The sequence below is a fragment of the Limnohabitans sp. TEGF002 genome (genome assembly GCF_055395845.1).
Genome location: NZ_AP029224.1, coordinates 3,037,506 through 3,061,565 on the forward strand (window position 1 = coordinate 3,037,506; position 24,060 = coordinate 3,061,565).

Consider the following 24,060-nt stretch of genomic DNA (forward strand, 5'->3'; position numbering starts at 1 on the left):
GATGATGATGCCATGCAGGTGTGACAACGCTGTCACGCACGCGAAGAAAGAGGCGGTTTTTAAGGGTTTGTCCCGGTCAAAAGGGCCTGCAAAGCGGGCTTTTGCACCTTGCCCAAGGCACTCTTGGGCAGACTGTCCAAGAAGACCACGCGGCGCGGCAACTTGAAGCGGGCGATGCGGCTTTGCAGGTGCTGCATCACCGCCTCGGACGTCAAGCCCTGCCCAGCCACATCTGCACTGCGCACCAGCACCGCCACAGGCACTTCGCCCCAGCGGACATCGGCCACGCCGACCACCGCGTTCTCGGCCACGCCGGGCAAAGTGACGAGCTGGTTTTCGATTTCGGCCGGGTAGATGTTTTCACCGCCCGAGATGATCATGTCTTTGCTGCGGCCCACGATGGTGATGCAGCCGTCTTCGGCACGCTGGCCCAAGTCACCTGAATGGAACCAGCCGTCCTGCAAACCCGTGTTGGGCTCACCATCGGCACGCCAGTAGCCTTGCATCAGGTTGGCAGCGCAGATACAGACCTCGCCCGTTTCACCAGGGCCAACTTCATGGCCTTGCACGTCGATCAGCTTGACCTGAGCTTCGGGGTGCGGCCAGCCCGACGCGCCGACGCGGGCCATGGCCTGGGGCAAGCGCAGCACGATGGACACGGGGCCGGTTTCGGTGGTGCCGTAGACCTGGCCCACCGGCACACCGCGTGCGTGCAGCGTCTCCAGGTAGGCCACAGGCACGGTGGACGAGCCGGTCATGATGCCCCGCAGGCAAGCGAGCGAGGTGTCGGCCCAGCGCGGGTGTTCAAACAGGGCGCGCATGGTGGCGGGCACCAGAAGCGACAGCGAAGGGCGGCTGGTGGTCATCTCATGGAGCCAAGCCGTCGCGTCAAAGCGCGGGTGCAGCACGACCTGAACCCCGGCCAGCAGCGCGGGCAAGGTCTGGATGCACAGGCCCCCCACATGGAACATGGGCAACGTGGACAGCACCTTGTCGCCTTCTACAAACTCATGCGCCCATGCGCTGGCGCGGGCGTTGGCCAGCAGCGCCGCTTGTGTGTGCACCGCGCCCTTGGGTACACCCGTGGTGCCCGAGGTGTAGACCAGCAGCAGCGGCATGTCACTGTGAACGTCAGGCAATGGCAGGCCGCGTGGTGCTGCACTGGCGATCAACGTGTCGTGGTGGGTGTGCTTCAAACCTTCGGCCTGCAGCGCAAGGGCTGTGCCCGCATGGTGGCCGTCGTGCACCAGCAGGCGCGGCTGCGCGTCGGCCATGACCTGCTGCAACTCGGGCACCGCGAGGCGAAAGTTCAGCGGCAAAAAGACCGCACCCAAACGGGCACAAGCCACCAGCGTGACCAGCTGCAGCTCGTGGTTAAAGCCCAGCCAAGCCACGCGGTCACCGGGCTGCACATTCCAGCTGGACTGCAGGTGCGCGGTGACGCGTGCCACGCGCCGCCAGAATTTGGCGAAGTCGTATTCAAAGGTCTGATCAGGCTTGCGATCGTCGCCCCTGAAGGTCATGGCTGGCTGCGCGCCGCGCTCGTGCGCGAGCTGCGCAAAGCGGGCCGCGAGGGGGCTGGTTTCTTCTGCCACCATCACTCGTCTTTTTCGCCGGGTTCGTACAGAGCTTCGCGGCCGATGCGGTCCATGCACAGCTCGGCCGTCCAGGGCAGCATGAGCGAGCCGCAGCGTGCATCGCGGTACAGGCGTTCCAGCGGCAGGCTCTTGAGCATGGACTGACCGCCGCAGGTGCGGATCGCCAGGCGGGCAATGTCTTGCGCGTTTTCCATGATGGTGTACTGCGCAGCGTAGGCCCGCAAGCGGGTGGACTTGGCTGGATCGACCTTCGCGTCTTCAATCGCACGCAAGAACAGGTTGCGGGTTTGTTCGAGCTTGATGAACATCTCGGCCACGGCGATCTGTTTGGTGGCGAACTGGCGGCGTTTGACAGGGCCGGTGCCCGCCATCTCGCCACGCAGATAAGCCACGGTGAAGTCGTACGCCGCCTGCGCGATGCCCATGTAAGTGGGCGAGAGCGTCATGAACATGTGCGGCCAACGGCTGGCGGCCTGGAAGTACAGACCCTGAGGCATGAGCGCCGCATCGTCGGGCACGAACACGTCTTTGAAAATCAAGTTGCGCGATACCGTGGCGCGCATGCCGAGCGGGTCCCAGTCGCCTTCGATGGTCAAACCCGGCGAGGTGCGCGGGATGGCCAGGTACAGCGTGTCGCGGCGCGACAGATCAGCGCCCTCTTTCTTCTCGGTGCACAGCACGCCAAAGTAATCGGCAGCATCCGACAACGAAGCGAAAATCTTCTTACCGTTGACCTTCCAGCCGCCATCGACCTTCACAGCAATGGTGCCAAAGGGTTGCGCCCCTGATGCCGCAGCGCCGCCTTCAGAAAACGGTTGCGCGTAAATCGCGCCGTCTTTCACCACGCGGGCAAAGTGCGTGGCCTGGTGCTTGCGGTGGGTGGCGCGCTGCTCGGGTGTCATCTCCAGGTCTTCAGACAGCAGACCGCTCCAGAGCATGGTGCAGACATGCATGTTGAAAGTGAGCGCAGTGGCCCCGCAGTAGCGACCGATTTCGGCGGACACCATCGCATACGTCGCGTAGTCGGCACCCTGGCCGCCATGCGCTTCGGGCACACACAGCGCCAGCAGGCCGGAGTCACGCATGTCGTCGTAGTTGGCGAATGGGAACTGCGCGTCGCGGTCGAGTTGCGCGGCGCGGGGGGCGAATTTCTCGCGGCCCAGCTGCCGGGCCAGCGCCATCAGCTTTTGCTGTTTCTCTGTCAGCGGATAGTCGTCTCCACAAATCGGCATAACGGTTCTTTGTGCGGGAGCTTGGACGTCGGTCATGGTTGCATGTCCTTCAAGAATGTTTCAAGTTCGGCGTTGAACGCCTCGGGCTGTTCGTAATGCAGCAAATGGCCCGCGCCCGCCAAACAGGCGTAGCGCCCACCGGGGATCTTTTGCGCCATGCGTTCCATCACGGTGGGCGGCGCGGTGCGGTCGTGTTCAGCGGCCAGGCACAACACCGGCACGGTGATGGTAGGCAAGGCGGCGCGTTGCTCGAACTGCACCAGCGCATGCAAGGCAGCGCGGTAAGTGTCGGGCGGCACAGCAGACATGCTTTGGTGCGCCGACTTCAGATTGGGAGGGACCGTGTGGGCAGCTTCACCACCGGGTGCGGCCATGGTGGGGATCAGCATGTCAGCGATGTTGCCCATGGTTTTGCCCGCTTCCAGCGGGGCCAGGCGCTGCGCCAAAAACTGCTTTTGGAAATCGCCGTCTGTGTTGCCAAAAGCAGGGCTGCTGGCGGCCAACAGCAAACCAGTGATGCGCTCTGGCTTTTGCGTCCAGGCTTGCAAGGCGACCATGGCCCCCATGCTATGGCCCACCAACACGGCTTGGTCGATGTGCGCCGCGTCGAGCATCTGCCAGAGAGCTTGCGCCAGGTGCGCGAAGTCATAGGGGGTGACCATGGCGCTGTCGCCATAGCCGGGCATGTCCCAGGCCAGGCTGCGCCAACCCATTTGGGCCACATGCGTTTGCTGCTGTGCCCAGCCCTGCCTGCCACCGCCCACGCCGTGCAGAAACACCACAGCAGGCTGTGTGGGCAAGCCCACATCGGTAAAGGCTGGTGCTTTCATGCCAGCGCCGCGCTCACGACCTGCCCGGCATCCACCACCACGGTGTCGTCGAGCCGAATGGTGCAGCCGCGCATGGGCAAATCGAAATGGCCCAGCGTGTGGCGGCCCGCGACCTCGTTGGCCCCGGTGGAGTACAAAAAGTTGCCCGCAAAGGCCCGCAGCTCGGTGCCGTTGCAGTCGCGCTTGTCGTAAAACGCCATCGCGTCCCAGCGTGCGGCCGGGTTCAGGCCAAAGCCCACATGCGAGACCGCGTAGGCGGCGCGGTGGCCCTCGGCGTCTTCCCAGGCTTTGTAGTAACCGCGCATCATGTCCACGTCCACGCCCTGCCCCTCGATGGCCACCACGCTGTCGTTCTCGATGGTCAAGCGGATCGTGTCGCGCAGGTATTGCTTGAAGGTCAGGTTCACGTCACCCGGGGCCATGACCAGCGTGCCGTTGACGCTGCCCGCTGCCGGGAACGCCAGTGCCAAGCCCGCAGGCCAGTGCGAGACCATGCCAGGCTTGGGGCAAAAGCCCCACACACCGCCCACCACGGCTTGTTTGTCGCCGTGTTTCAGGTTCACGCGCAGGTCGGTGCCTGCGGCAGACGTCACATGCATCTGCTGCGCGGCACGGAGCTTTTTCATGGCCGAGCGCACCACACCTTCGAGCGCCGGATCGGGCACGGTGCGTTCCAAAATTTCGGGGTGCTCATTCGACACCATCAACAGGCGCGGCATGTGCCCGTCCACGCCCTTCATGATGGTGGGCAGCTCGGGGGCGTGCAGCAGGCCCTCGACGGTGCAGTCCACCACCATGTCGGCGCGGGCCAGCGCGGCCACCACCGGGCCCAGCTGCCCAATCGCGTCGCTGGCGCCAGTGGAGCGCACAGGCGCGGGGGCGGTCAAGGGTGGCGTGGTCAGCGTCAACTCAAACACCTTGGCCCCCATGGCCTCCAGCGCAAGGCGGGCCAAGTCCACGTTGACCCGGCGTGATTGGGTTTCGGCCAAAATGGCGACCACCTCACCGGGCTGCACCTTGCACAGCGTGAAGGTGCGGGTAAACGCCGCGAGCCACCTGTTTTCGATTCGTTCCACCAGCATGCTTGTCTCCTTGGCCTGCAGCGCTGAACGGCTCACCTGCAGGCATGAATGGCCAGTTTATATGAAAATTCATGCAATTCAACTATGATCAACCCATGCACCAAGCCCCCCCATCCCATATTAAAGCGCTGAGCCCAGACTTTGAAACGCCGCATTTCAAGCAAGCCCTGTCGCGCTTTGCAACGGGTGTGACCGTCATCACCACGTTCGCGCCGGGTGCACGCAAGGGCGATTCGGCCAGCAGCAACTTTGTGGGCATCACCGCCAGTTCATTCAACTCGGTGTCGCTCACGCCGCCGCTGGTGCTGTGGAGCCTGGGGCAAGGCGCCAGCAGCGCACCGCTCTTCCATGCGGGCACGCATTACGTGGTGAACGTGTTGGCCGCCGATCAGCTGGAGGTGTGCAACCGTTTTGCCTTCGGCAAGGGCGACCGCTTTGCCGACACCGCTTACACGCTGGGCGAGTCGGGCTTGCCCATTTTGGATGGGGCACTGGCTTGGTTTGAATGCCACAACCGCAGCCGCCACGAAGAAGGCGACCATGTGATTTTTGTGGGCGAGGTGGAGCGCTGCGGCTTCAGCGATGGCTCTGCCCCACTCGTTTACCAGGGCGGGCAGTTCAGTACTACGACACCTCTGCACAAACCACTGCCATGACCACCGAGCCAGGCTTTGTCGACGACTACCTGGCCTACCTGCTGGCGCGTGCCAGCCATTTGATTTCGAGCGAATTCCACGCCGTGGTTGAGGCCAGCGGCCTCAGCCTGATGGAGTGGCGCGTCATGGCCAGCCTGTCAGGCAAAGACAGTTTGAGCATCAACGAACTCGCCAGCATCGTGCTGGCCAAACAACCCACCGTGACCAAGCTGGTGGGCCGCATGCAAGACGCCGGGTGGGTCAAGCGCTGCGACGCCGCACACGACAAACGGCAAAGCCTAGTCAGCCTCACGGCCGCAGGTCGGCGCAAAGTGCAGCCCCTGCTGAAGCAAGCCAAAGCGCACGAAGCGCAGGTGGTGTCTGCTTTGGGTTCGGACCCGGCTCATCAACTCAAGCTGATGTTGGAGAGCTTGATTGCGGCGAATAGCAGTTCTGGTGAGAGCTGAGGGGCTTTTGGGGTTTGAGGCCTGCTGCTTGGAAACGGCTCTTTGCTGCGGCCCCCTGATGCCCGGCGGTGTACTGCTGAGAAAGTGGCATGTTGGCTGATTTGCAGTGGTTGCTGACATTGGCTCAGACTAGCTTTTGAACCGTAATCGGCCAAGAGTGCAATGGCGCGAGTCTGCATACGCATTGCATACAATAATATTTAAAATTAAAATATAAATTTACGAAAACAAAAATATTTGGTGGATTCAAGGACGAAGTGCAACACGGTTCAACGAGGCGTGAAACACCTCGTATGGCGTCTTGAATCCGAGCCGCTTTCTGGGCCGGTGATTCAATCTGTTTTCGATCATAGTCAACTCCTCATCGGTGACAGTTTCCATGCGCCGCTTTTTGGGAATGTATTGGCGCAGCAAACCATTGAAGTTCTCGTTGCTGCCGCGCTGCCAGCTGCAATACGGATCGGCAAAGTAAGTCTGGATGCCAAGGGCCTGATCGATGGCCTGGTGATCGGCAAACTCCTTGCCGTTGTCCACCGTCAAGGTCTTCACCCGTGAGTTCACGGGCTTGAGCTTGGCTTCAATGGCCCGGCCCACCAAATCGGCAGACTTGTTGGGCACTTTGGCCAGCACAGCAAAGCCACTCTTGCGTTCTACCAGTGTCACGATGGCTTGTTTGTGAGCCGCGCCAATGACGGTATCTCCCTCCCAGTGGCCCACTTGCTTGCGATCTTCAATGTGACTTGGTCTCTCGCTGATCGGGCGGCGGTTCGGGATCTGGCCACGCCTGTCACGCCCGCACAGGTGGCGTTTGCGCCGGGGCTTTTGGCTGCGCAGGTGCGTGTGTAAATCACCACCGGCAGCCTTGTTCGCATAGACATGCAAATAGACGCTCTCATGGCTGACCGCCACCTTGCCTGCAATCTGCTCGGGGCTCCATTGAATGCCCAGGTAGAAATCCACATCGGACCAGACCTTGGAATCTACACGGCGGGCATTACGGCTGCGCTGTGCTCGCTCAGACGCCTTGGCGCAGGCTTGTTCGGCGCGGTAGCCACGCTGGCCACGACCACGGCTGAGTTCGCGGCTGATGGTGCTGCGGTTCCTGCCCAGGGATCGGGCAATCTCGCTAATGGTCTGTTTGGCTTTCAAAAGGCTGTGAATTTGGTATCGTTCTTCTCGGCTGAGGTGCTTGTACATCTGGCAACTTGGACTTGGCGGTTTGAGTGGCCATGATGCCTTGACATCCTCAGCCACCCATCACCGGGTTCATCTTTGTTGCACCTCGTACTTGAATCCGCCTTTCATTGAGTTGGCTAAACGACCCTAAAACTCAGATGACCGAAATGAGACCGAGAGAACATGATGGCAATCACTAACCACCATCATTTGTACCCATTATGAATTGCCCCGAATTTGAACTGCCCCCCAGAAGTTAGACAAACTTTGAAGGGTTTTATGAAGAAGTACCAAACAGAATTTAAGCTCAAGTTAGTCAAGCGCTTTTTGGCTGGGGACGGTAGCGCAAAGCTCTTGGCGCGACAATGGTCAGTGCCTGAAGAGAAGATCCGCAATTGGGTGAGTCACTACCGGCTGCACGGCATTGGTGGGCCCCGGCCAAGGTTTAAAGACTGGGCTAATCAACAGCTTGATGGGCTCTTGTGTTGAGCTTCGAAAAGTAAAAAATTCTTTTTCGCTCTGAATGTTGTGTAGCATGCAGGGCTAACTGGTTCAGCAAAGGCAAAAAGTATGGTGTCTCTATCCTTCATAAGCAAAAAACAACATCTGAGTGATGTATCAACAGCGAACTTGTCCCCGACAGGCTTAGCGATTGTGATGGCTGTCGCCTTATCCGGCTGCGCTGTCCAATCCCCACCCGTCACACCCGTGGAGGCACCACAGCCAATAGCATTGCAAAAGGCAGCACAGCAAGCCGTTTTAGCGGCGGCACCTCAGATCCCGACACTCAAGCGCAAAATTGCTTTGGGTCGCATTAGCAATGAGACAAGCTACGGACAGTCATTGCTTCGAGACAACAGCGGTGACCCGCTCGGAAAGCAAGTCACAGATTTGATGAGCAAAGCTTTGACTTCATCCGGCGCTTACTTGGTCTTTGAACGGCCTGACATTGGACGCATTCAGGCTGAGGGAAGACTGACCGATACACGCCTGAACTTAGTTGGCGTGGACGCTTTGATTATTGGATCACTGACAGAGTTTGGACGTAAAACCGTTGGGGCCACTGGCTTCGTATCTTCAAGCAAAAAACAAGTTGCATTTGCCAAAGTGGACATCCGCGTCGTTGAAGTCAATACAGGCCACGTTTTCTTTGCCACATCAGGCGCTGGCGAGGCTTCTACAGAGACAGCTTCTACATTTGGCTTTGGCTCACAAGCCAGCTATGACGGCACTTTGAACGATACAGCCATTCGCCAAGCTGTCAGTGAAGCGGTCAATCGCTTGTCGCAAGAGATGAGCACTCGCCCCTGGCAAACCAGCATTTTGAAACTTGATGGCGATCAGCTGTTTATAGGGGGTGGCCGTTTGCAGGGCATCAAACCAGGGATGCAGTTCAGTGTTCACACACTGGGCGAACAAGTGAAGTCTGCTCAAACGGGCTCCATGGTGACCCTACCCGGTCGCATGGTCGCAAGCATTCGTGTTGACAGCCTATTTGGCGACAACGAACTTAACGAAGGTTCTGCAGCCACAGTGACATCAGGCTCATTAGCCGGTTTTCAAGCCAATCAATTGACCGTTCGTTTTGATGGAGCCAAGTGATGACCAATAAGCCTTTTTTAAAAGAATTCATTAGCACGAAGCTCGTGCGAGCCTCCATGACTGCAACGCTGCTCGCAAGCTTGCCTGTACTTGGCATTATTGGATGCACCCAAATGCCAACAGAAAAACAAAGTGTGTCGGACATGCGGCCGCAAATTTCATTCAAAACCTCAGACACACAAAAGCATGCGGCGCGTGTTTTTGTTGATGGGCTGGATATGGGCTCATTAGGCACTTACCTAGACGGCGTATCAGCCCTGCGAATTGTTTCGGGAACACATCAAGTGAGAGTAGTGCATGGCACACAGGTGCTCCTTGACGAAAAGTTTTATGCCGGTGACGGCGTCAATCGCACATTCATCATTCAATGAGGCAGCCGATGATTTCAAGAATTCTTTTGATACCTTCTATGGTGAGCGTTGCGCTTTTAACCGGTTGCGCTGCTCCTGGGCTGTACCAATGGGGTGGCTACGATCAAGCACTCTACGCTGGCTACAAAGACACTACAAAAATGGAAGCACTTCGTACCAAACTCGAAGCGCATGTAGGGGAGATGGAAAAATCAAAAGCAAAAGTTGCTCCTGGTCTCTATGCTGAACTGGGCACGCTTTATCTTCAAGCTGGCTCATCTCAAAAGGCCATCGATTACTACAACAAAGAACGTAACAGTTGGCCTGAAAGCCAAGTGTTGATGACCTCATTGATTCAAAACCTTGAACGCAGACAAGCAGCGCAGACCGGGAACAAGCCATGACCAAAACAACATCGTCCCGTTTAAATGTCCTTTCCCTAATGGCCTTGAGCGCCGGTCTTTTGTCACTGACCGGATGTGTGACCCAGCCCACCAAGGTAGATCAAAGTGCATTGTTGGCAGCTGCACCTCGTTCGATCTTGGTGGTGCCCACAATTAACCGCTCACTGGACGTGGATGCGCCGAACTATGTATTGGCGGCCCTTCCCATCCCGATTGCCGAAAAAGGCTATTACGTTTTCCCAGTCAACACCACCAAGTTTGTTCTCGAACAAGAGGGCTTTTACGAGGGTGAACGCATACACCAGCAGCCTCCAGAATCATTGGCAAAGCTTTTTGGCTCTGACGCAATTTTGTATGTCGCTATCAAACAATGGGATGCAAAATTCGCAATTTTTACGACCGTAGTGACCGTTGATTTCGACTACCGATTGGTGAGTAAAAATGGCGTTGAATTGTGGCGAGAAAACAAGCGGATGCAGTATCAGCCACAAAACAACAATAACGCAGGATCACCGATGGCACTACTGTTGACGGCCGTGATAAACGCAGCTGTTACTCGAGCTGCTCCAAACTACATGCCGTTGACCCAGCAAGCGAATCAAGAGGTATTTGTCTTAGGGCCTAATGCTTTGCCCAATGGTCCATACCGAGTGGCAGATCCTGTCAAGAAATAAGTGTGACATGCAGCTAACGTGAGCGTAAGCGATCCGTCAATCAGCGTCGCTAACACGCAAGACTTGAGTCCACTTAATCCGGCACCACAGCCGTCACTTCGATTTCCACCAGGGCCCGGTCCTCCACCAGATCGGCCACTTGCACCAACGTCATGGCGGGGTAGTTTTTGCCAATCACTTCCTGGTAGACCTTGCCCAGCTCGCGTCCTCGCGCCAGGTATTCCTTCTTGTCTTTGACGTACCAGGTCATGCGGGCCATGTGCTTTGGGCCTGCGCCTGCGCAGGCGAGCGTGTCGACGATGTTTTGCAGGGCTTGGCGGCACTGGGCCACAAAGTCGTCGGTCTCAAATTGGGCTTGGCCGTTCCAGCCGATCATGCCCGCGACGAATACCATGCGGCCACGCGCTTCGATGCCATTGGCGTAGCCTTTGGCGGGTGCCCAGCCTTCGGGTTGCAAGACGTTGAACATGCTTTCTCCTTGGTTGGGGACAGAGCTAAAGATCTGTCCCGCAAAATTATTTGACTGAAATTTGACGCAGCTTGAAGCGCTGCAGCTTGCCGGTTTCGGTGCGCGGCAGCACGTCCAAGAACACCACTTTGCGCGGGTACTTGAACGGGGCGATGGTTTGTTTGACGTGCTCTTGCAAGGCTTTTTCCATGGCGGCATCGCCCGTGTGGCCGGGCTTGAGCACCACATAGGCCTGCACGATGTGGCCACGGTCTTCGTCTGGCATGCCGACCACGCCGCACTCGGCCACGGCCGGGTGTTGCAACAAAGCGCCTTCGACCTCGGGGCCTGCGATGTTGTAGCCGGCCGAGATGATCATGTCGTCGTTGCGGGCCTGGTAGCTGAAGTAGCCGTCGGCATCCATGACAAAGGTGTCGCCGGGCAGGTTCCAGCCGTTTTTCACATAGTCCTGTTGACGCGGGTCGGCCAGGTATTTGCAGCCCGTGGGGCCGCGCACCGCCAAACGCCCCACCACGCCGGGCGGCACGGGCTGCATGTTGTCGTCCACGATCTGCGCCACATAGCCGGGCACCACCTGGCCGATGCTGCCCGCGCGCACCTGCTGGCCCGCGCTGGAGATGTAGATGTGGATCACCTCGGTGCCGCCAATGCCGTCGGTCATCTCGATGCCGGTGGCCTGCTTCCACAGCTGGCGGGTGGCGTCGGGCAAGGCTTCGCCTGCCGACACCGGGTGCTGGAGGCTGCTAAGGTCGTGCTGCCCCGCCATCGTCGCCATTTGGCGGTACATGGTGGGCGCGGTGTAGCACTGCGTGACGCGGTACTTGGCCACGGTCTGCAGCAAGGTCTCGGGCGTGTGCTTTTCGAGCAGCACGGTGCTCGCGCCATAGCGCAGCGGAAACGCCAGCAAGCCGCCCAGCCCAAAGGTGAAGGCAATCGGCGGTGTGCCGCTGACCACGTCGTTTTCGGTCATGCGCAGGATGTGGCGCGGGAACAGGTCGCACATGGCCAGCACATCGCGGTGAAAGTGCATAGTGCCCTTGGGCTTGCCCGTGGTGCCGCTGGTGAAAGCGATCAGGCACACGTCGTCGCGGCTGGTGGCGTGCGGCGTGTAGGCAGCGGTGTGCCGCTGCATGCGCTGCTCCAGACCATCGGCCGCTTCGCTGCGGAACATCACGCTCTGTTGGAGGCAAGGCACATGGCTGGCGTGGCCGGGTGTCATGCAGTGCTGCAGTTCTTCAGCCAGCAGGCTGTCGCACAGCGCGGCGCTGACCTGCGCCTTGTCGATGATTTGCGCCAACTCGCCCGCACGCAGCAGAGGCATGGTCGGCACAGCCACCAAACCGGCCTTGAGTGCGCCGAGCAAGCAAGCCGCCATCATGGGACTGTTGCCCCCGCGCAGCAAAATGCGGTTGCCGGGAACGAGACCCATATCTTGGGTCAGCACCTGCGCGATGCGGTTGCTTTTGTCTTGCAGCTGGGCATAGGTCCAACTGAAGTCGCCACCACCCTTGTTGAAGTCGCTCACGCCGTGCAGCGCGATGCGGTCGCCCCGGCCTTCGCGAACATGCAGGTCCACCAGTTCCACGGCGCAGTTGAGTTGCTCGGGGTAGTTCAGCGCGGGCAGGTCGGCCATGAACACAGGCAGTTGGTCCTGTGGCGGCAGTCGGTCACGCGCAAAGCTGTCGGTGTGGCTGCTGGGCAGCAAGGTGTTCCAGTCGCTCATGTCAGCCTTTCAACAAGTCCTTGCCAATGATCAGCTGCTGCACTTCGGTCGCGCCTTCGTAAATGCGCAGCGCCCGGATCTCGCGGTACAGCGACTCGACCATCACGCCTTTTTTGACGCCCATGCCGCCGTGCATCTGCACCGCCATGTCAATGATCTGTTGCGCGTTTTCGGTCGCAGTCATCTTGGCCATGGCCGCTTCGCGGGTGATGCGTGCGCCTTGGTCGCGCAGCCAAGCGGCCCGATAGGTCAAGAGCGTGGCGGCATCCAGCATGGTGGCCATCTGCGCGATCTTGGTTTGGGTGATCTGGAAGTCACCCAAGCTTTGGCCAAACATCTTGCGCGAGCGCGCCCAGCTGATGGACTCGTGCAGCGCACGCCGCCCAAAACCCAAAGCCGCAGCAGCCACCGAAGTGCGAAACACATCGAGCGTGGCCATGGCCACCTTGAAGCCTTGGCCTGCATCGCCAATGCGCTGCGCTACGGCCACCTTGCAGTTGTCAAACTTGAGCGTGGCCAAAGGGTGCGGCGCGACGACGTCGATGCGTTCTTCAATCGTCAAGCCGGGCGTGTCGGCATCCACAATGAAGGCGGTGATGCCACGCGCCCCGGGCGCTTCGCCCGTGCGGGCGAACACCACATAAAAGTCGGCAATGCCGCCGTTGCTGATCCAGGTCTTGCGGCCATTGAGCACATAACCGTCTGCCGTGGCCGTGGCGCTGCACTGCATGGCGGCCACGTCAGAACCCGCCTCGGGCTCGCTGAGCGCAAAGGCCGACAGGGCTTGGCCTGATGCCACGCGGGGCAGGTAGCGCTGCTTTTGATCAGGCGAGCCCATGAGGCTGATGGCCCCGGTGCCCAAGCCCTGCATGGCAAAAGCAAAGTCCGACAAGCCATTGTGAAAAGCCAGCGTTTCGCGCAGCAGGCAGAGCTGGCGCGTGTCGATCACGTCCGATGCGGCACCATAGGCCGTGCCCGAGACAGCATGCTTGAGCCAACCGCCGTTGCCCAGCAGGCGCACCAGGCGGATGCATTCGGCGTCGACCGCGTCCCGGCTTTCGTCGTGGTGGGCGTGTGCCAAGTGCTCGTTGCACCAAGCGTCCAGCCGAGACTTGAAGCCGCGGTGGCTGTCGTCAAAGAAGGGCCAATCGAGTTCAGCGGGGTGCTGTGTTGGCTGTTGTGTTGGGTTGTTAGACATGGCTCAATCGCCTTCAAAAATGGGCGTTTGCTTGGCCACAAAGGCGTGGTACGCCCGGTGGAAGTCGTTGGTGGCCATGCAGATGGCCTGCGCTTGGGCTTCGGCCTCGATGGCTTCGTCCACGCCCATGTTCCATTCTTGTTGCAGCATTTTTTTGGTGATGCCGTTGGCAAAGGTGGGGCCTGCCACCAATTGGGCGGCCATGGCCTGCGCATCGGCCAGCACGCTGTCGGCCTCGCACACGCGGTTGTAAAAACCCCAGCGCTCGGCCTCCAGCGCGCCCAGGCCGCGCCCGGTGAACAGCAGCTCGCTCGCACGGCCTTGGCCGATGATGCGCGGCAAGAGCGCGCAAGCGCCCATGTCGCAACCGGCAAGACCCACCTTGTTGAACAGGAAATAAGTTTTGCTGCGCTCGGTGCCGTAGCGCAGGTCAGACGCCATGGCCAAAATCGCCCCAGCCCCGGCGCACACACCGTCAATGGCCGCAACGATGGGTTGCGGGCAGGCGCGCATGGCCTTGACCAAGTCGCCCGTCATGCGGGTGAAAGCCAAGAGGCCCGGCATGTCGAGCTTGGTGAGCGGGCCGATGATTTCGTGCACGTCGCCACCCGAGCAAAAGTTGCCACCAGCCCCTGTAATGACCACCGCGTGGATGTCGGGTGCGTAGGGCAATGCGCGGAAGAAGTCGCGCAGCTCGGCATACGAATCGAACGACAGCGGGTTCTTGCGCTCGGGGCGGTTCAGGCTCACCGTGGCCACACCGTCTTTGACGGACAGCAAGAAGTGCTCGGGCTGGTAGCCCGCCATGGGCTGGTTGTGGCGGGGCAGCTGGTGCGGCTGGCCGGGCAGGTAGCGTTGGCTCATTTTGTCTCCTTCGAGTGTGTAGGGGTGCCGGACTTCAAGGTGCCCAGCAAAGCGTGAAGTTGTTCTTGTTGATTGGCGGCCAGCGGCGAGAGCAGCTCGACCACCCAGCCTTCGTGGGCTTGCGCCATGGCGGCAAAAGCCTTGCGTCCAGCCTCGGTCAGGCTGACGGTGAAGGAGCGGCGGTCGCTGGCCTGCATTTGCCGCTGCACCAGTTGTTCTTTTTCAAGCTGGTCCACGATGCTGGTGACGTTGCCACCCGTGACCATCATGCGGCGCGACAGCTCGCTCATCGACAGGCCTTGCGGCTCGCGTTCGAGCTGGGCCATCAGGTCAAAGCGCGGCAGCGTGATGTCGAACTGCTCGCGCAGGCGTTGGCGGATGGTGTCTTCGATGCGGGTGGTGGCCGAGAGCAGGCGCAGCCACAGTCGCAGCGAGGCGTGGTGATCGGCGTGGGCGCGCACTTCCATGTCGGTCATGCTGTTCATCCTGCCAACTCCCCGCCGTCGATGGCAATCGCTTGCCCGTTGATGGCATCGCTGCCTGCGGCGCACAGCCACAGCACGCTTTGCGCAACTTCTTGCGGCTGCACCAGGCGCTGCTGCGGGTTGCTGGCGGCTAAGGCTTGACGCGCTTCGGATTCGCTCTTGCCGGTTTTGTCCACGATGTTTTGCACCGCTTCGCGCACGATGTCGGTCTCGGTGTAGCCGGGGCAAATGGCATTCACGGTCACGCCTTTGCGCGCCAATTCAAGGGCGAGCGCTTTGGTCAAGCCCACCACCCCATGCTTGGCCGCCACATAGGCGCTCACATAGGCATAGCCTTTGAGTCCAGCGGTGCTGGCGATGTTGACGATGCGCCCGGGCGTGCCACTCTTAGCGGCTTCGAGCATGCCCGGCAGCACGGCCTGAATGCAGTGGTATGTGCCCGTGAGGTTGACGTTCAGCATCTGCTGCCAGAGCGCGGCATCGGTCTTGGCAAAGGGCGCGCTGTGCGCTTGGCCTGCGTTGTTGACCAGGATGTTGACGGGGCCAAAGCGCGCCTGGGCCTGCTGCACCGCGGTTTGTACGGCGTGTTCATCGGCGACATCCATGGGCGCGATCAGCACCGCCACATCGGGCACCTGTGCTCGAAGGGCCTCGGCCTGGTCTTGCAGGGTCTCGTGCGAGCGCCCGCAGAGCGTGAGGCGACAGCCCGCTTGGGCCAGCTGCAGCGCGATGGCCGCACCAATGCCTGCACCCGCGCCGGTGATGAGGGCGTGGCTGCCTTGCAGTTCTTTGGCCATCTCAGTCCCCCTTACTCGCAGTCTGCATGGCACGCTCGCGTGCAAAGCCCGCTTCGAGTTGAGGCTTGCCCGACTCGTAGGCGCGGGGCCAGGCGATGTCTTTGTAGCCGATGCGCGCCGCTTCGGTCAGCGTCCAGGCCGGGTTGGCGAGGTGCGGGCGAGCCACGGCGCACAGGTCGGCGCGGCCTGCAGCCAAGATGCTGTTGACGTGGTCGGCCTCTGAAATGGCCCCCACCGCGATGGTGGCGATGCCTGCCTCTTGGCGAATGCGGTCGGCAAACGGGGTCTGGTACATGCGGCCGTAAGTGGGCTTTTGCTTTGCGCTGACTTGGCCCGACGAGCAGTCGATCATGTCGGCGCCAGCGGCTTTGAAAGCGCGGGCGATCTCGACCGCATCGGTGGGCGTGATGCCGCCTTCTACCCAGTCGTGCGCCGAAATGCGCACCGACATGGGCAGGTCTTTGGGCCAAGCGTCGCGCACCGCAGCGAACACTTCGAGCGGGTAACGCAAGCGGTTGGCGAGTGAGCCGCCGTAGTCGTCGGTCCGTTTGTTTGTCAGTGGGCTGATGAAGCTCGACAGCAGGTAGCCGTGTGCACAGTGCAACTCCAGCCAGTCAAACCCAGCTTGGGCAGCGCGCTGTGTGGTCGCCACAAACTCGGCCGTGACGCGGTCCATGTCGGCGCGGGTTATGGCTCGGGGCACATCGCCGTGCGGCAGATAAGGCTGAGCAGAGGCCGCCAGCAGTGGCCAGTTGCCTTCGGGGTCATCGGCGGGCACAGGCTGGTCCATGCCCGCACCTTGCCAGGGGCGGCAGGTTGAACCTTTGGGTCCGGCGTGGCCGATCTGCAAGCCGATCTTGGCATCGGACTTGGCATGCACCCAGTCGGTGATGCGTTTGAAATCGTCGGTCTGCGCATCGCTCCACAGGCCGGGGCAGCCGTGGGTGATGCGGCCGTCAGCGCTGGGGGCGGTCATCTCGACCATCACCAAACCCGCGCCCCCCATGGCGCGTGCGCCCAGGTGCACCAGGTGGTCGTCGCCCACGCGGCCTTCGACGGCCATGTACTGAGCCATCGGCGAGACGACGACGCGGTTCTTGAGCGTGACCGAGCGCAGCGCGAACGGCGTGAACATGGGTGGGCGGATGCCCGGAGTTGCAGTGCGCCCCGCAAACCAGGCCTCATAGCCCTCCAGCCATTCCTTGTCACGCAGACGCAAATTCTCGTGGCTGATGCGCTGGCTGCGGGTGAGCATGGAGTACATGAACTGCTCGGGCTCCAACTGATCGCAGTAGCGCTCGCCACACACCTCGAACCACTCCATCGCATTCCAAGCGGCGTTTTGCAGACGGATCACGTCGATCTCGCGCACGGCCTGGTAATGTTTCAGCACTTCTGGAATTCGGTCTGCGGTGTCGCCCAGCGCCTTGAACTGGCGCACCAACTCAATGGCGTCTTCGAGCGCGAGCTTGGTGCCCGACCCGATGGCAAAGTGCGCGGTGTGCACCGCGTCACCCATCAGCACCACATGGCTGTTCCCGTTGAAGGTGGACCAGTTGGCGCACTTGACGCGCTGGAAGTTGAGCCAAGCCGAGCCGCGCAGGTGGCGGGCGTTGGTCATCAGCTTCTCGCCTTGCAGGTTATTGGCAAAGAGCTTTTCACAGAAGGCGATGGATGCGTCTTGATCGGCTTTGTCCAGACCATGAGCTAACCAAACGTGCTCGGGGCACTCGACGATGAAAGTCGAAGTTTGATTGTCAAACTTGTAGACGTGCGCCTGGAACCAGCCGTGCTCGGTCTTCTCGAACAAGAAGGTGAATGCGTCGTACTGGCGATTCGTGCCCAGCCAAATGAAACGATTGGGTCGCGTGACGATATCGGGCCTAAACACTTCAGGCAGTCGGCTGCGCACGCGCGAATTGACACCATCGCTGGCGATGATGAGGTCTGCATCGGGAAAGTCGAGATCCGAATTTATGTCTTGTTCAAACATGAGCTTGACGCCCACTTGCTCGCATCGCTCTTGCAGGATGTTGAGCAACTTTTTGCGTCCGATGCCCACAAAGCCGTGACCGCCTGAGCGGATCACGCGGTCTTTGAAGTGCAACTCAATGTCATCCCAATGGTTGAAGGCTTGCTCCACCTCTGCGGCGGTTTCTTTGTCCCACTCACGCATGTTCTCCAGCGTCTGATCCGAAAACACCACGCCCCAACCAAAGGTGTCGTAGGGCTTGTTGCGCTCCACCACGGTGATGTCATGGTGAGGGTTGAGCTTTTTCATCAACAACGCAAAGTACAGGCCCGATGGGCCGCCGCCAATGCATACGATTTTCATGTTCGCTCTCTTCGCTAAAGACAACACAGGCCAATTGATTAAGGCCTATATATTTGAAGTCTGAAGTATTTAAGGAAACGACGAATCAGTCAATCTGGGAGTAACCCGTAGAGAATAAAAAGGAAGGGGAGTTGTGCTGATGAAGAAATGCTTCGCACAAAGCAAAACGCCCCACCGAACGGTGAGGCGTTTTGGGCTGTTAGAAGCCTGACGATGTCCTACTTTCACACGGGAACCCGCACTATCATCGGCGCTAAGTCGTTTCACTGTCCTGTTCGAGATGGGAAGGAGTGGGACCAACTTGCTATGGTCATCAGGCATAACTTGTTGTCATCTTGACATCAGTCAAGACAACGAATTCATAGAGTTTCGAATCAGATTTTAAGCTTGCGCTTGGGTCTTTCGACCTTTTTTGAATGCGTCAACTTGGCATAACTTCCTTGACCAATGCACATCTTTCAATGTGTGATCAAAGTTATAGGGTCAAGCCGCACGAGCAATTAGTATCAGTTAGCTTAACGCATTACTGCGCTTCCACACCTGACCTATCAACGTCCTGGTCTTGAACGACTCTTTAGGGGGCTCAAGGCCCCGGCAGATCTCATCTTGAAACGAGTTTCCCGCTTAGATGCTTTCAGCGGTTATCTCTTCCACACTTAGCTACTCGGCAATGCCACTGGCGTGACAACCGATACACCAGAGGTGTGTCCACTCCGGTCCTCTCGTACTAGGAGCAGGCTTCCTCAAATCTGCAGCGCCCACGGAAGATAGGGACCAAACTGTCTCACGACGTTTTAAACCCAGCTCACGTACCTCTTTAAATGGCGAACAGCCATACCCTTGGGACCGGCTACAGCCCCAGGATGAGATGAGCCGACATCGAGGTGCCAAACACCGCCGTCGATATGAACTCTTGGGCGGTATCAGCCTGTTATCCCCAGAGTACCTTTTATCCGTTGAGCGATGGCCCTTCCATACAGAACCACCGGATCACTATGTCCTACTTTCGTATCTGCTCGACTTGTCAGTCTCGCAGTTAAGCACGCTTATGCCATTGCACTATTATCACGATGTCCGACCGTAACTAGCGTACCTTCGAACTCCTCCGTTACGCTTTGGGAGGAGACCGCCCCAGTCAAACTGCCTACCATGCACTGTCCCCGATCCAGATAATGGACCTAGGTTAGAACCTCAAACACACCAGGGTGGTATTTCAACGTTGGCTCCACGAGATCTAGCGACCTCGCTTCAAAGCCTCCCACCTATCCTACACAGATCTGTTCAAAGTCCAATACAAAGCTACAGTAAAGGTTCATGGGGTCTTTCCGTCTTTCCGCGGGGAGATTGCATCATCACAAACATTTCAACTTCGCTGAGTCTCAGGAGGAGACAGTGTGGCCATCGTTACGCCATTCGTGCAGGTCGGAACTTACCCGACAAGGAATTTCGCTACCTTAGGACCGTTATAGTTACGGCCGCCGTTTACTGGGACTTCAATCAAGAGCTTGCACCCCATCATTTAATCTTCCAGCACCGGGCAGGCGTCACACCCTATACGTCCACTTTCGTGTTTGCAGAGTGCTGTGTTTTTATTAAACAGTCGCAGCCACCGATTTTTTGCAACCCCGTTGGGCTCCCTCTGTTCGAGTTCACCTACTTGGGGCATACCTTCTCCCGAAGTTACGGTATCAATTTGCCGAGTTCCTTCTCCTGAGTTCTCTCAAGCGCCTTAGAATACTCATCTCGCGCACCAGTGTCGGTTTGCGGTACGGTCAATGACAAGCTGAAGCTTAGTGGCTTTTCCTGGAAGCAGGGTATCACTCACTTCAGGTGCAAGCACCCTCGTTATCACCCCTCATCTAAGCCCGGCGGATTTGCCTACCGAGCACGACTACAGGCTTGAACCAACATATCCAACAGTTGGCTGAGCTAACCTTCTCCGTCCCCACATCGCACTTGTCATCGGTACAGGAATATTGACCTGTTTCCCATCAGCTACGCATCTCTGCCTCGCCTTAGGGGCCGACTCACTCTACGCCGATGAACGTTGCGTAGAAAACCTTGCGCTTACGGCGAGGGGGCTTTTCACCCCCTTTAACGCTACTCATGTCAGCATTCGCACTTCTGATACCTCCAGCAGGGTTTACACCACCACCTTCACAGGCCTACAGAACGCTCTCCTACCACTTGCAATAAATTGCAAATCCGCAGCTTCGGTAACTGGCTTAGCCCCGTTACATCTTCCGCGCAGGACGACTCGATCAGTGAGCTATTACGCTTTCTTTAAATGATGGCTGCTTCTAAGCCAACATCCTGACTGTTTTAGCCTTCCCACTTCGTTTCCCACTTAGCCAATTTTAGGGACCTTAGCTGGCGGTCTGGGTTGTTTCCCTCTTGAGTCCGGACGTTAGCACCCGGTGCTCTGTCTCCCAAGCTGTACTCATCGGTATTCGGAGTTTGCCTTGGTTTGGTAAGTCGCCATGACCCCCTAGCCAAAACAGTGCTCTACCCCCGATGGTAATACTTGAGGCACTACCTAAATAGTTTTCGGAGAGAACCAGCTATTTCCAAGTTTGTTTAGCCTTTCACCCCTATCCACAGGTCATCCGCTAATTTTGCAACATTAGTCGGTTCGGACCTCCAGTACCTGTTACGGCACCTTCATCCTGCCCATGGATAGATCACTTGGTTTCGGGTCTACACCCAGCGACTGATCGCCCTATTCGGACTCGATTTCTCTACGGCTTCCCTATTCGGTTAACCTTGCCACTGAATGTAAGTCGCTGACCCATTATACAAAAGGTACGCAGTCACCCCTTTCGAGGCTCCTACTTTTTGTAAGCATGCGGTTTCAGGATCTATTTCACTCCCCTCCCGGGGTTCTTTTCGCCTTTCCCTCACGGTACTTGTTCACTATCGGTCAATGATGAGTATTTAGCCTTGGAGGATGGTCCCCCCATATTCAGACAGGATTTCTCGTGTCCCGCCCTACTTGTCGTTAGCTCAGTACCACACATTTGTTTTCGCATACGGGACTATCACCCACTATGGTCGGCCTTTCCATGCCGCTTTGCTAACAATTGTGCTATCACTAACAGGCTCTTCCGATTTCGCTCGCCACTACTTTCGGAATCTCGGTTGATGTCTTTTCCTCGAGCTACTGAGATGTTTCAGTTCACCCGGTTCGCCTCGCATGACTATGTATTCATCATGCGATACCCCTAAGGGTGGGTTTCCCCATTCAGAAATCTCCGGATCAAAGCTTATTTGCCAGCTCCCCGAAGCTTATCGCAGGCTTTCACGTCTTTCGTCGCCTATCATTGCCAAGGCATCCACCACATGCTCTTATTCACTTGACCCTATAACTTTGAACTCTCTTGCGAGACTCCATCGTTGTTTTCAAGGAATGTCTGTCAGGTCTTTCACCTGACGCGTTATGCCGTAAATGAATAATTCCTCAACACAGGATGTTGCCATCCAATATCAAAAGAACAATTCGTCTTTACTTGAATTTCAAACGTCGTTTGAATATTCGTTTTGACGCAATCAAAAAATTGTCACCAGGGGCACGGTCCGCACTAAACCTTTACGAATGTGCGGTTTCCCCTGGCAACTCTGATTCGACTCTATGAATTTTTAAAGAACAGCCGTGTGTCTTGCGACACTTGTTAATCGATCAATATCAATCAACACAAAAAAAGCCTTTCGCACAACCATGCAAAGCCTCTTTTGTTTTGAATGAGATCAAAACCTTTGATAAGTACTATCTAGATATTGGTGGAGGATGACGGGATCGAACCGACGACCCCCTGCTTGCAAAGCAGGTGCTCTCCCAGCTGAGCTAATCCCCCGTTGTCTTACCCTTGGCGCCTTTCAGCACCTGCCTTCAGAAGGATTGGTGGGTCTGGTTGGTCTCGAACCAACGACCCCTGCGTTATCAACACAGTGCTCTAACCAACTGAGCTACAGACCCAAGTCGTTGCTCAACAACCAGGCTTTATGCCCAAGCCGTCAGCGACTTGCCTTCCAACAACCGATAAGTGTGAGCGTTCAATTTAGATTGCAGTTTCCAGAAAGGAGGTGATCCAGCCGCACCTTCCGATACGGCTACCTTGTTACGACTTCACCCCAGTCACGAACCCCGCCGTGGTAATCGCCCTCCTTGCGGTTAGGCTAACTACTTCTGGCGAGACCCGCTCCCATGGTGTGACGGGCGGTGTGTACAAGACCCGGGAACGTATTCACCGTGACATTCTGATCCACGATTACTAGCGATTCCGACTTCACGCAGTCGAGTTGCAGACTGCGATCCGGACTACGACTGGTTTTATGGGATTAGCTCCCCCTCGCGGGTTGGCAACCCTTTGTACCAGCCATTGTATGACGTGTGTAGCCCCACCTATAAGGGCCATGAGGACTTGACGTCATCCCCACCTTCCTCCGGTTTGTCACCGGCAGTCTCATTAGAGTGCCCAACTGAATGTAGCAACTAATGACAAGGGTTGCGCTCGTTGCGGGACTTAACCCAACATCTCACGACACGAGCTGACGACAGCCATGCAGCACCTGTGTTACGGTTCTCTTTCGAGCACGAAGCTATCTCTAGCGACTTCCGTACATGTCAAAGGTGGGTAAGGTTTTTCGCGTTGCATCGAATTAAACCACATCATCCACCGCTTGTGCGGGTCCCCGTCAATTCCTTTGAGTTTCAACCTTGCGGCCGTACTCCCCAGGCGGTCAACTTCACGCGTTAGCTTCGTTACTGAGTCAGTGAAGACCCAACAACCAGTTGACATCGTTTAGGGCGTGGACTACCAGGGTATCTAATCCTGTTTGCTCCCCACGCTTTCGTGCATGAGCGTCAGTACAGGTCCAGGGGATTGCCTTCGCCATCGGTGTTCCTCCGCATATCTACGCATTTCACTGCTACACGCGGAATTCCATCCCCCTCTACCGTACTCTAGCTATGCAGTCACAAAGGCAGTTCCCAGGTTGAGCCCGGGGATTTCACCTCTGTCTTACATAACCGCCTGCGCACGCTTTACGCCCAGTAATTCCGATTAACGCTTGCACCCTACGTATTACCGCGGCTGCTGGCACGTAGTTAGCCGGTGCTTATTCTTACGGTACCGTCATGAGCTCCTAGTATTAATAGAAACCTTTTCGTTCCGTACAAAAGCAGTTTACAACCCGAGGGCCTTCATCCTGCACGCGGAATGGCTGGATCAGACTTGCGTCCATTGTCCAAAATTCCCCACTGCTGCCTCCCGTAGGAGTCTGGACCGTGTCTCAGTTCCAGTGTGGCTGGTCGTCCTCTCAGACCAGCTACAGATCGTTGGCTTGGTGAGCCTTTACCCCACCAACTACCTAATCTGATATCGGCCGCTCCAATCGCGCGAGGTCTTGCGATCCCCCGCTTTCATCCTTAGATCGTATGCGGTATTAGCGTAACTTTCGCTACGTTATCCCCCACGACTGGGCACGTTCCGATATATTACTCACCCGTTCGCCACTCTCGAGGGGTTGCCCCCTCTACCGTTCGACTTGCATGTGTAAAGCATTCCGCCAGCGTTCAATCTGAGCCAGGATCAAACTCTATAGTTCGATCTTGATTTTTTTTGGTCTTTCGACCAACTCATAAATTGGAATCGACGTGGTTATCATCTCTGATTTCCACATCTTTTTTACTTCATGAGCGTTTGTTAGCTAATTAAAGCTAAGTTCCGAAGAACTTGGCAATCACCATCAAACGCCCACGCTTATCGGCTGTATATTTTTAAAGAACCCAGGCAACTCTCGCCGCCTTTTCTTGCCTCGCTGCGATCAGCGAAGCCTTCCATTGTATCACGCTTTTGCGCTTTCTTTAAAAGATTTTTTGATGTCTTCTAAAGAAAACGCCCCACCGAACGGTGAGGCGTTTTGGGCTGTTAGAAGCCTGACGATGTCCTACTTTCACACGGGAACCCGCACTATCATCGGCGCTAAGTCGTTTCACTGTCCTGTTCGAGATGGGAAGGAGTGGGACCAACTTGCTATGGTCATCAGGCATAACTTGTTGTCATCTTGACATCAGTCAAGACAACGAATTCATAGAGTTTCGAATCAGATTTTAAGCTTGCGCTTGGGTCTTTCGACCTTT

The 24,060-nt window shown here is 57.6% G+C and carries 19 protein-coding genes, 2 tRNA genes and 4 rRNA genes; 7 read left to right on the forward strand and 18 right to left on the reverse strand.

Translation table 11 applies throughout. The features are described 5' to 3' along the window. Positions 1-59 precede the first annotated feature (59 nt). From ACZ5SR_RS15235 to ACZ5SR_RS15250, 4 genes are read right to left on the reverse strand one after another with little or no spacing between them, the layout of a single operon-like run. A complete protein-coding gene (locus ACZ5SR_RS15235; protein ID WP_464449468.1) occupies positions 60-1,598 on the reverse strand; it encodes a class I adenylate-forming enzyme family protein in 1,539 nt (512 codons plus the stop codon). Continuing rightward, positions 1,598-2,830 carry an acyl-CoA dehydrogenase family protein gene (locus tag ACZ5SR_RS15240; protein WP_464451067.1) on the reverse strand — a complete coding sequence of 411 codons (1,233 nt, stop codon included), beginning with the start codon at positions 2,828-2,830 and terminating at the stop codon, positions 1,598-1,600. Before ACZ5SR_RS15240 ends, ACZ5SR_RS15235 begins: the two co-directional genes overlap by 1 nt. 32 nt (positions 2,831-2,862) lie before the next feature. Beyond that, entirely contained in the window at positions 2,863-3,660 is a 798-nt protein-coding gene (locus ACZ5SR_RS15245; protein ID WP_464449469.1) for an alpha/beta fold hydrolase, read from the reverse strand. Further along, entirely contained in the window at positions 3,657-4,742 is a 1,086-nt protein-coding gene (locus tag ACZ5SR_RS15250; RefSeq protein WP_464449470.1) for a M29 family metallopeptidase, read from the reverse strand. Before ACZ5SR_RS15250 ends, ACZ5SR_RS15245 begins: the two co-directional genes overlap by 4 nt. Positions 4,743-4,813: 71 nt before the next feature. Here ACZ5SR_RS15250 and ACZ5SR_RS15255 point away from each other — a divergent pair, with 71 nt between their 5' ends. Beyond that, positions 4,814-5,398 carry a flavin reductase family protein gene (locus tag ACZ5SR_RS15255; RefSeq protein WP_464449471.1) on the forward strand — a complete coding sequence of 195 codons (585 nt, stop codon included), beginning with the start codon at positions 4,814-4,816 and terminating at the stop codon, positions 5,396-5,398. Beyond that, positions 5,395-5,844, forward strand: a complete 450-nt coding sequence (locus ACZ5SR_RS15260) for a MarR family winged helix-turn-helix transcriptional regulator (protein WP_464449472.1) — start codon at positions 5,395-5,397, stop codon at positions 5,842-5,844. Before ACZ5SR_RS15255 ends, ACZ5SR_RS15260 begins: the two co-directional genes overlap by 4 nt. 246 nt (positions 5,845-6,090) lie before the next feature. Here the strand turns inward: ACZ5SR_RS15260 and ACZ5SR_RS15265 are convergent, their stop codons facing one another. Then, positions 6,091-7,041, reverse strand: a complete 951-nt coding sequence (locus tag ACZ5SR_RS15265) for an IS30 family transposase (protein WP_464448415.1) — start codon at positions 7,039-7,041, stop codon at positions 6,091-6,093. A gap of 258 nt (positions 7,042-7,299) precedes the next feature. Between ACZ5SR_RS15265 and ACZ5SR_RS15270 the strand changes: the two genes are divergently transcribed. From ACZ5SR_RS15270 to ACZ5SR_RS15290, 5 genes are all read left to right on the forward strand, one after another. Further along, positions 7,300-7,509, forward strand: a complete 210-nt coding sequence (locus tag ACZ5SR_RS15270; RefSeq protein WP_464449473.1) for a transposase — start codon at positions 7,300-7,302, stop codon at positions 7,507-7,509. A gap of 81 nt (positions 7,510-7,590) precedes the next feature. Then, positions 7,591-8,622: a CsgG/HfaB family protein gene (locus ACZ5SR_RS15275; protein ID WP_464449474.1), complete on the forward strand. Its 1,032-nt coding sequence runs from the start codon at positions 7,591-7,593 to the stop codon at positions 8,620-8,622. Then, a complete protein-coding gene (locus tag ACZ5SR_RS15280) occupies positions 8,622-8,993 on the forward strand; it encodes a hypothetical protein (protein WP_464449475.1) in 372 nt (123 codons plus the stop codon). The genes ACZ5SR_RS15275 and ACZ5SR_RS15280 overlap by 1 nt, the downstream gene beginning before the upstream one ends. 8 nt (positions 8,994-9,001) lie before the next feature. Beyond that, positions 9,002-9,376: a DUF4810 domain-containing protein gene (locus ACZ5SR_RS15285; protein ID WP_464449476.1), complete on the forward strand. Its 375-nt coding sequence runs from the start codon at positions 9,002-9,004 to the stop codon at positions 9,374-9,376. Continuing rightward, positions 9,373-10,050, forward strand: a complete 678-nt coding sequence (locus ACZ5SR_RS15290; protein WP_464449477.1) for a DUF799 domain-containing protein — start codon at positions 9,373-9,375, stop codon at positions 10,048-10,050. Before ACZ5SR_RS15285 ends, ACZ5SR_RS15290 begins: the two co-directional genes overlap by 4 nt. Before the next feature lie 73 nt (positions 10,051-10,123). On the opposite strand, the gene ACZ5SR_RS15295 is transcribed toward ACZ5SR_RS15290, so the two are convergent. The 13 genes from ACZ5SR_RS15295 to rrf (ACZ5SR_RS15355) all read right to left on the reverse strand — a co-directional run bounded on the left by ACZ5SR_RS15295 (position 10,124) and on the right by rrf (ACZ5SR_RS15355) (position 23,967). After that, complete coding sequence (locus ACZ5SR_RS15295; RefSeq protein WP_464449478.1) at positions 10,124-10,519, reverse strand: RidA family protein; 396 nt, start codon at positions 10,517-10,519, stop codon at positions 10,124-10,126. 46 nt (positions 10,520-10,565) lie between these two features. Beyond that, on the reverse strand, positions 10,566-12,224 hold the full coding sequence (locus ACZ5SR_RS15300; protein WP_464451068.1) for an AMP-binding protein: 1,659 nt from the start codon (positions 12,222-12,224) through the stop codon (positions 10,566-10,568). A 19-nt stretch (positions 12,225-12,243) separates the two neighbouring features. Continuing rightward, positions 12,244-13,440, reverse strand: coding sequence for an acyl-CoA dehydrogenase family protein (locus ACZ5SR_RS15305; RefSeq protein ID WP_464449479.1), 1,197 nt, complete (start codon positions 13,438-13,440; stop codon positions 12,244-12,246). A gap of 3 nt (positions 13,441-13,443) precedes the next feature. Next, a complete protein-coding gene (locus tag ACZ5SR_RS15310; protein WP_464449480.1) occupies positions 13,444-14,304 on the reverse strand; it encodes an enoyl-CoA hydratase family protein in 861 nt (286 codons plus the stop codon). Continuing rightward, the gene (locus tag ACZ5SR_RS15315) at positions 14,301-14,789 is read right to left on the reverse strand and encodes a MarR family winged helix-turn-helix transcriptional regulator (protein ID WP_464449481.1); all 489 of its coding nucleotides are present in this window, start codon (positions 14,787-14,789) and stop codon (positions 14,301-14,303) included. The genes ACZ5SR_RS15310 and ACZ5SR_RS15315 overlap by 4 nt, the downstream gene beginning before the upstream one ends. Continuing rightward, positions 14,786-15,586, reverse strand: coding sequence for an SDR family NAD(P)-dependent oxidoreductase (locus ACZ5SR_RS15320; protein ID WP_464449482.1), 801 nt, complete (start codon positions 15,584-15,586; stop codon positions 14,786-14,788). The genes ACZ5SR_RS15315 and ACZ5SR_RS15320 overlap by 4 nt, the downstream gene beginning before the upstream one ends. 1 nt (position 15,587) lies before the next feature. Continuing rightward, positions 15,588-17,921, reverse strand: a complete 2,334-nt coding sequence (locus ACZ5SR_RS15325) for a bifunctional salicylyl-CoA 5-hydroxylase/oxidoreductase (RefSeq protein ID WP_464449483.1) — start codon at positions 17,919-17,921, stop codon at positions 15,588-15,590. Positions 17,922-18,126: 205 nt separating this feature from the next. Then, positions 18,127-18,239, reverse strand: a 5S ribosomal RNA gene (gene rrf / locus ACZ5SR_RS15330). Between the two features lie 161 nt (positions 18,240-18,400). Next, positions 18,401-21,280 (reverse strand): 23S ribosomal RNA (locus tag ACZ5SR_RS15335). A 416-nt stretch (positions 21,281-21,696) separates the two neighbouring features. Continuing rightward, positions 21,697-21,772, reverse strand: a tRNA-Ala gene (locus ACZ5SR_RS15340). A gap of 45 nt (positions 21,773-21,817) precedes the next feature. Beyond that, positions 21,818-21,894, reverse strand: a tRNA-Ile gene (locus tag ACZ5SR_RS15345). 100 nt (positions 21,895-21,994) lie between these two features. Then, positions 21,995-23,525, reverse strand: a 16S ribosomal RNA gene (locus tag ACZ5SR_RS15350). A gap of 329 nt (positions 23,526-23,854) precedes the next feature. Then, a 5S ribosomal RNA gene (gene rrf / locus ACZ5SR_RS15355) occupies positions 23,855-23,967 on the reverse strand. The 16S, 23S and 5S rRNA genes sit together here with 2 tRNA genes alongside, the layout of an rRNA operon. Between the last annotated feature and the right edge of the window lie 93 nt (positions 23,968-24,060).

What these genes read in the sequence shown, in the direction of transcription:
- ACZ5SR_RS15320 (WP_464449482.1), bottom strand. Translation starts at nt 15,586, where the DNA reads ATGGCCAAAGAACTGCAAGGCAGCCACGCCCTCATCACCGGCGCGGGT.
- ACZ5SR_RS15315 (WP_464449481.1), bottom strand. Translation starts at nt 14,789, where the DNA reads ATGAACAGCATGACCGACATGGAAGTGCGCGCCCACGCCGATCACCAC.
- ACZ5SR_RS15290 (WP_464449477.1), top strand. Translation starts at nt 9,373, where the DNA reads ATGACCAAAACAACATCGTCCCGTTTAAATGTCCTTTCCCTAATGGCC.
- ACZ5SR_RS15240 (WP_464451067.1), bottom strand. Translation starts at nt 2,830, where the DNA reads ATGCCGATTTGTGGAGACGACTATCCGCTGACAGAGAAACAGCAAAAG.
- ACZ5SR_RS15305 (WP_464449479.1), bottom strand. Translation starts at nt 13,440, where the DNA reads ATGTCTAACAACCCAACACAACAGCCAACACAGCACCCCGCTGAACTC.
- ACZ5SR_RS15280 (WP_464449475.1), top strand. Translation starts at nt 8,622, where the DNA reads ATGACCAATAAGCCTTTTTTAAAAGAATTCATTAGCACGAAGCTCGTG.
- ACZ5SR_RS15265 (WP_464448415.1), bottom strand. Translation starts at nt 7,041, where the DNA reads ATGTACAAGCACCTCAGCCGAGAAGAACGATACCAAATTCACAGCCTT.
- ACZ5SR_RS15245 (WP_464449469.1), bottom strand. Translation starts at nt 3,660, where the DNA reads ATGAAAGCACCAGCCTTTACCGATGTGGGCTTGCCCACACAGCCTGCT.
- ACZ5SR_RS15235 (WP_464449468.1), bottom strand. Translation starts at nt 1,598, where the DNA reads ATGGTGGCAGAAGAAACCAGCCCCCTCGCGGCCCGCTTTGCGCAGCTC.
- ACZ5SR_RS15275 (WP_464449474.1), top strand. Translation starts at nt 7,591, where the DNA reads ATGGTGTCTCTATCCTTCATAAGCAAAAAACAACATCTGAGTGATGTA.
- ACZ5SR_RS15250 (WP_464449470.1), bottom strand. Translation starts at nt 4,742, where the DNA reads ATGCTGGTGGAACGAATCGAAAACAGGTGGCTCGCGGCGTTTACCCGC.
- ACZ5SR_RS15310 (WP_464449480.1), bottom strand. Translation starts at nt 14,304, where the DNA reads ATGAGCCAACGCTACCTGCCCGGCCAGCCGCACCAGCTGCCCCGCCAC.
- ACZ5SR_RS15255 (WP_464449471.1), top strand. Translation starts at nt 4,814, where the DNA reads ATGCAATTCAACTATGATCAACCCATGCACCAAGCCCCCCCATCCCAT.
- ACZ5SR_RS15295 (WP_464449478.1), bottom strand. Translation starts at nt 10,519, where the DNA reads ATGTTCAACGTCTTGCAACCCGAAGGCTGGGCACCCGCCAAAGGCTAC.
- ACZ5SR_RS15270 (WP_464449473.1), top strand. Translation starts at nt 7,300, where the DNA reads ATGAAGAAGTACCAAACAGAATTTAAGCTCAAGTTAGTCAAGCGCTTT.
- ACZ5SR_RS15260 (WP_464449472.1), top strand. Translation starts at nt 5,395, where the DNA reads ATGACCACCGAGCCAGGCTTTGTCGACGACTACCTGGCCTACCTGCTG.
- ACZ5SR_RS15285 (WP_464449476.1), top strand. Translation starts at nt 9,002, where the DNA reads ATGATTTCAAGAATTCTTTTGATACCTTCTATGGTGAGCGTTGCGCTT.
- ACZ5SR_RS15325 (WP_464449483.1), bottom strand. Translation starts at nt 17,921, where the DNA reads ATGAAAATCGTATGCATTGGCGGCGGCCCATCGGGCCTGTACTTTGCG.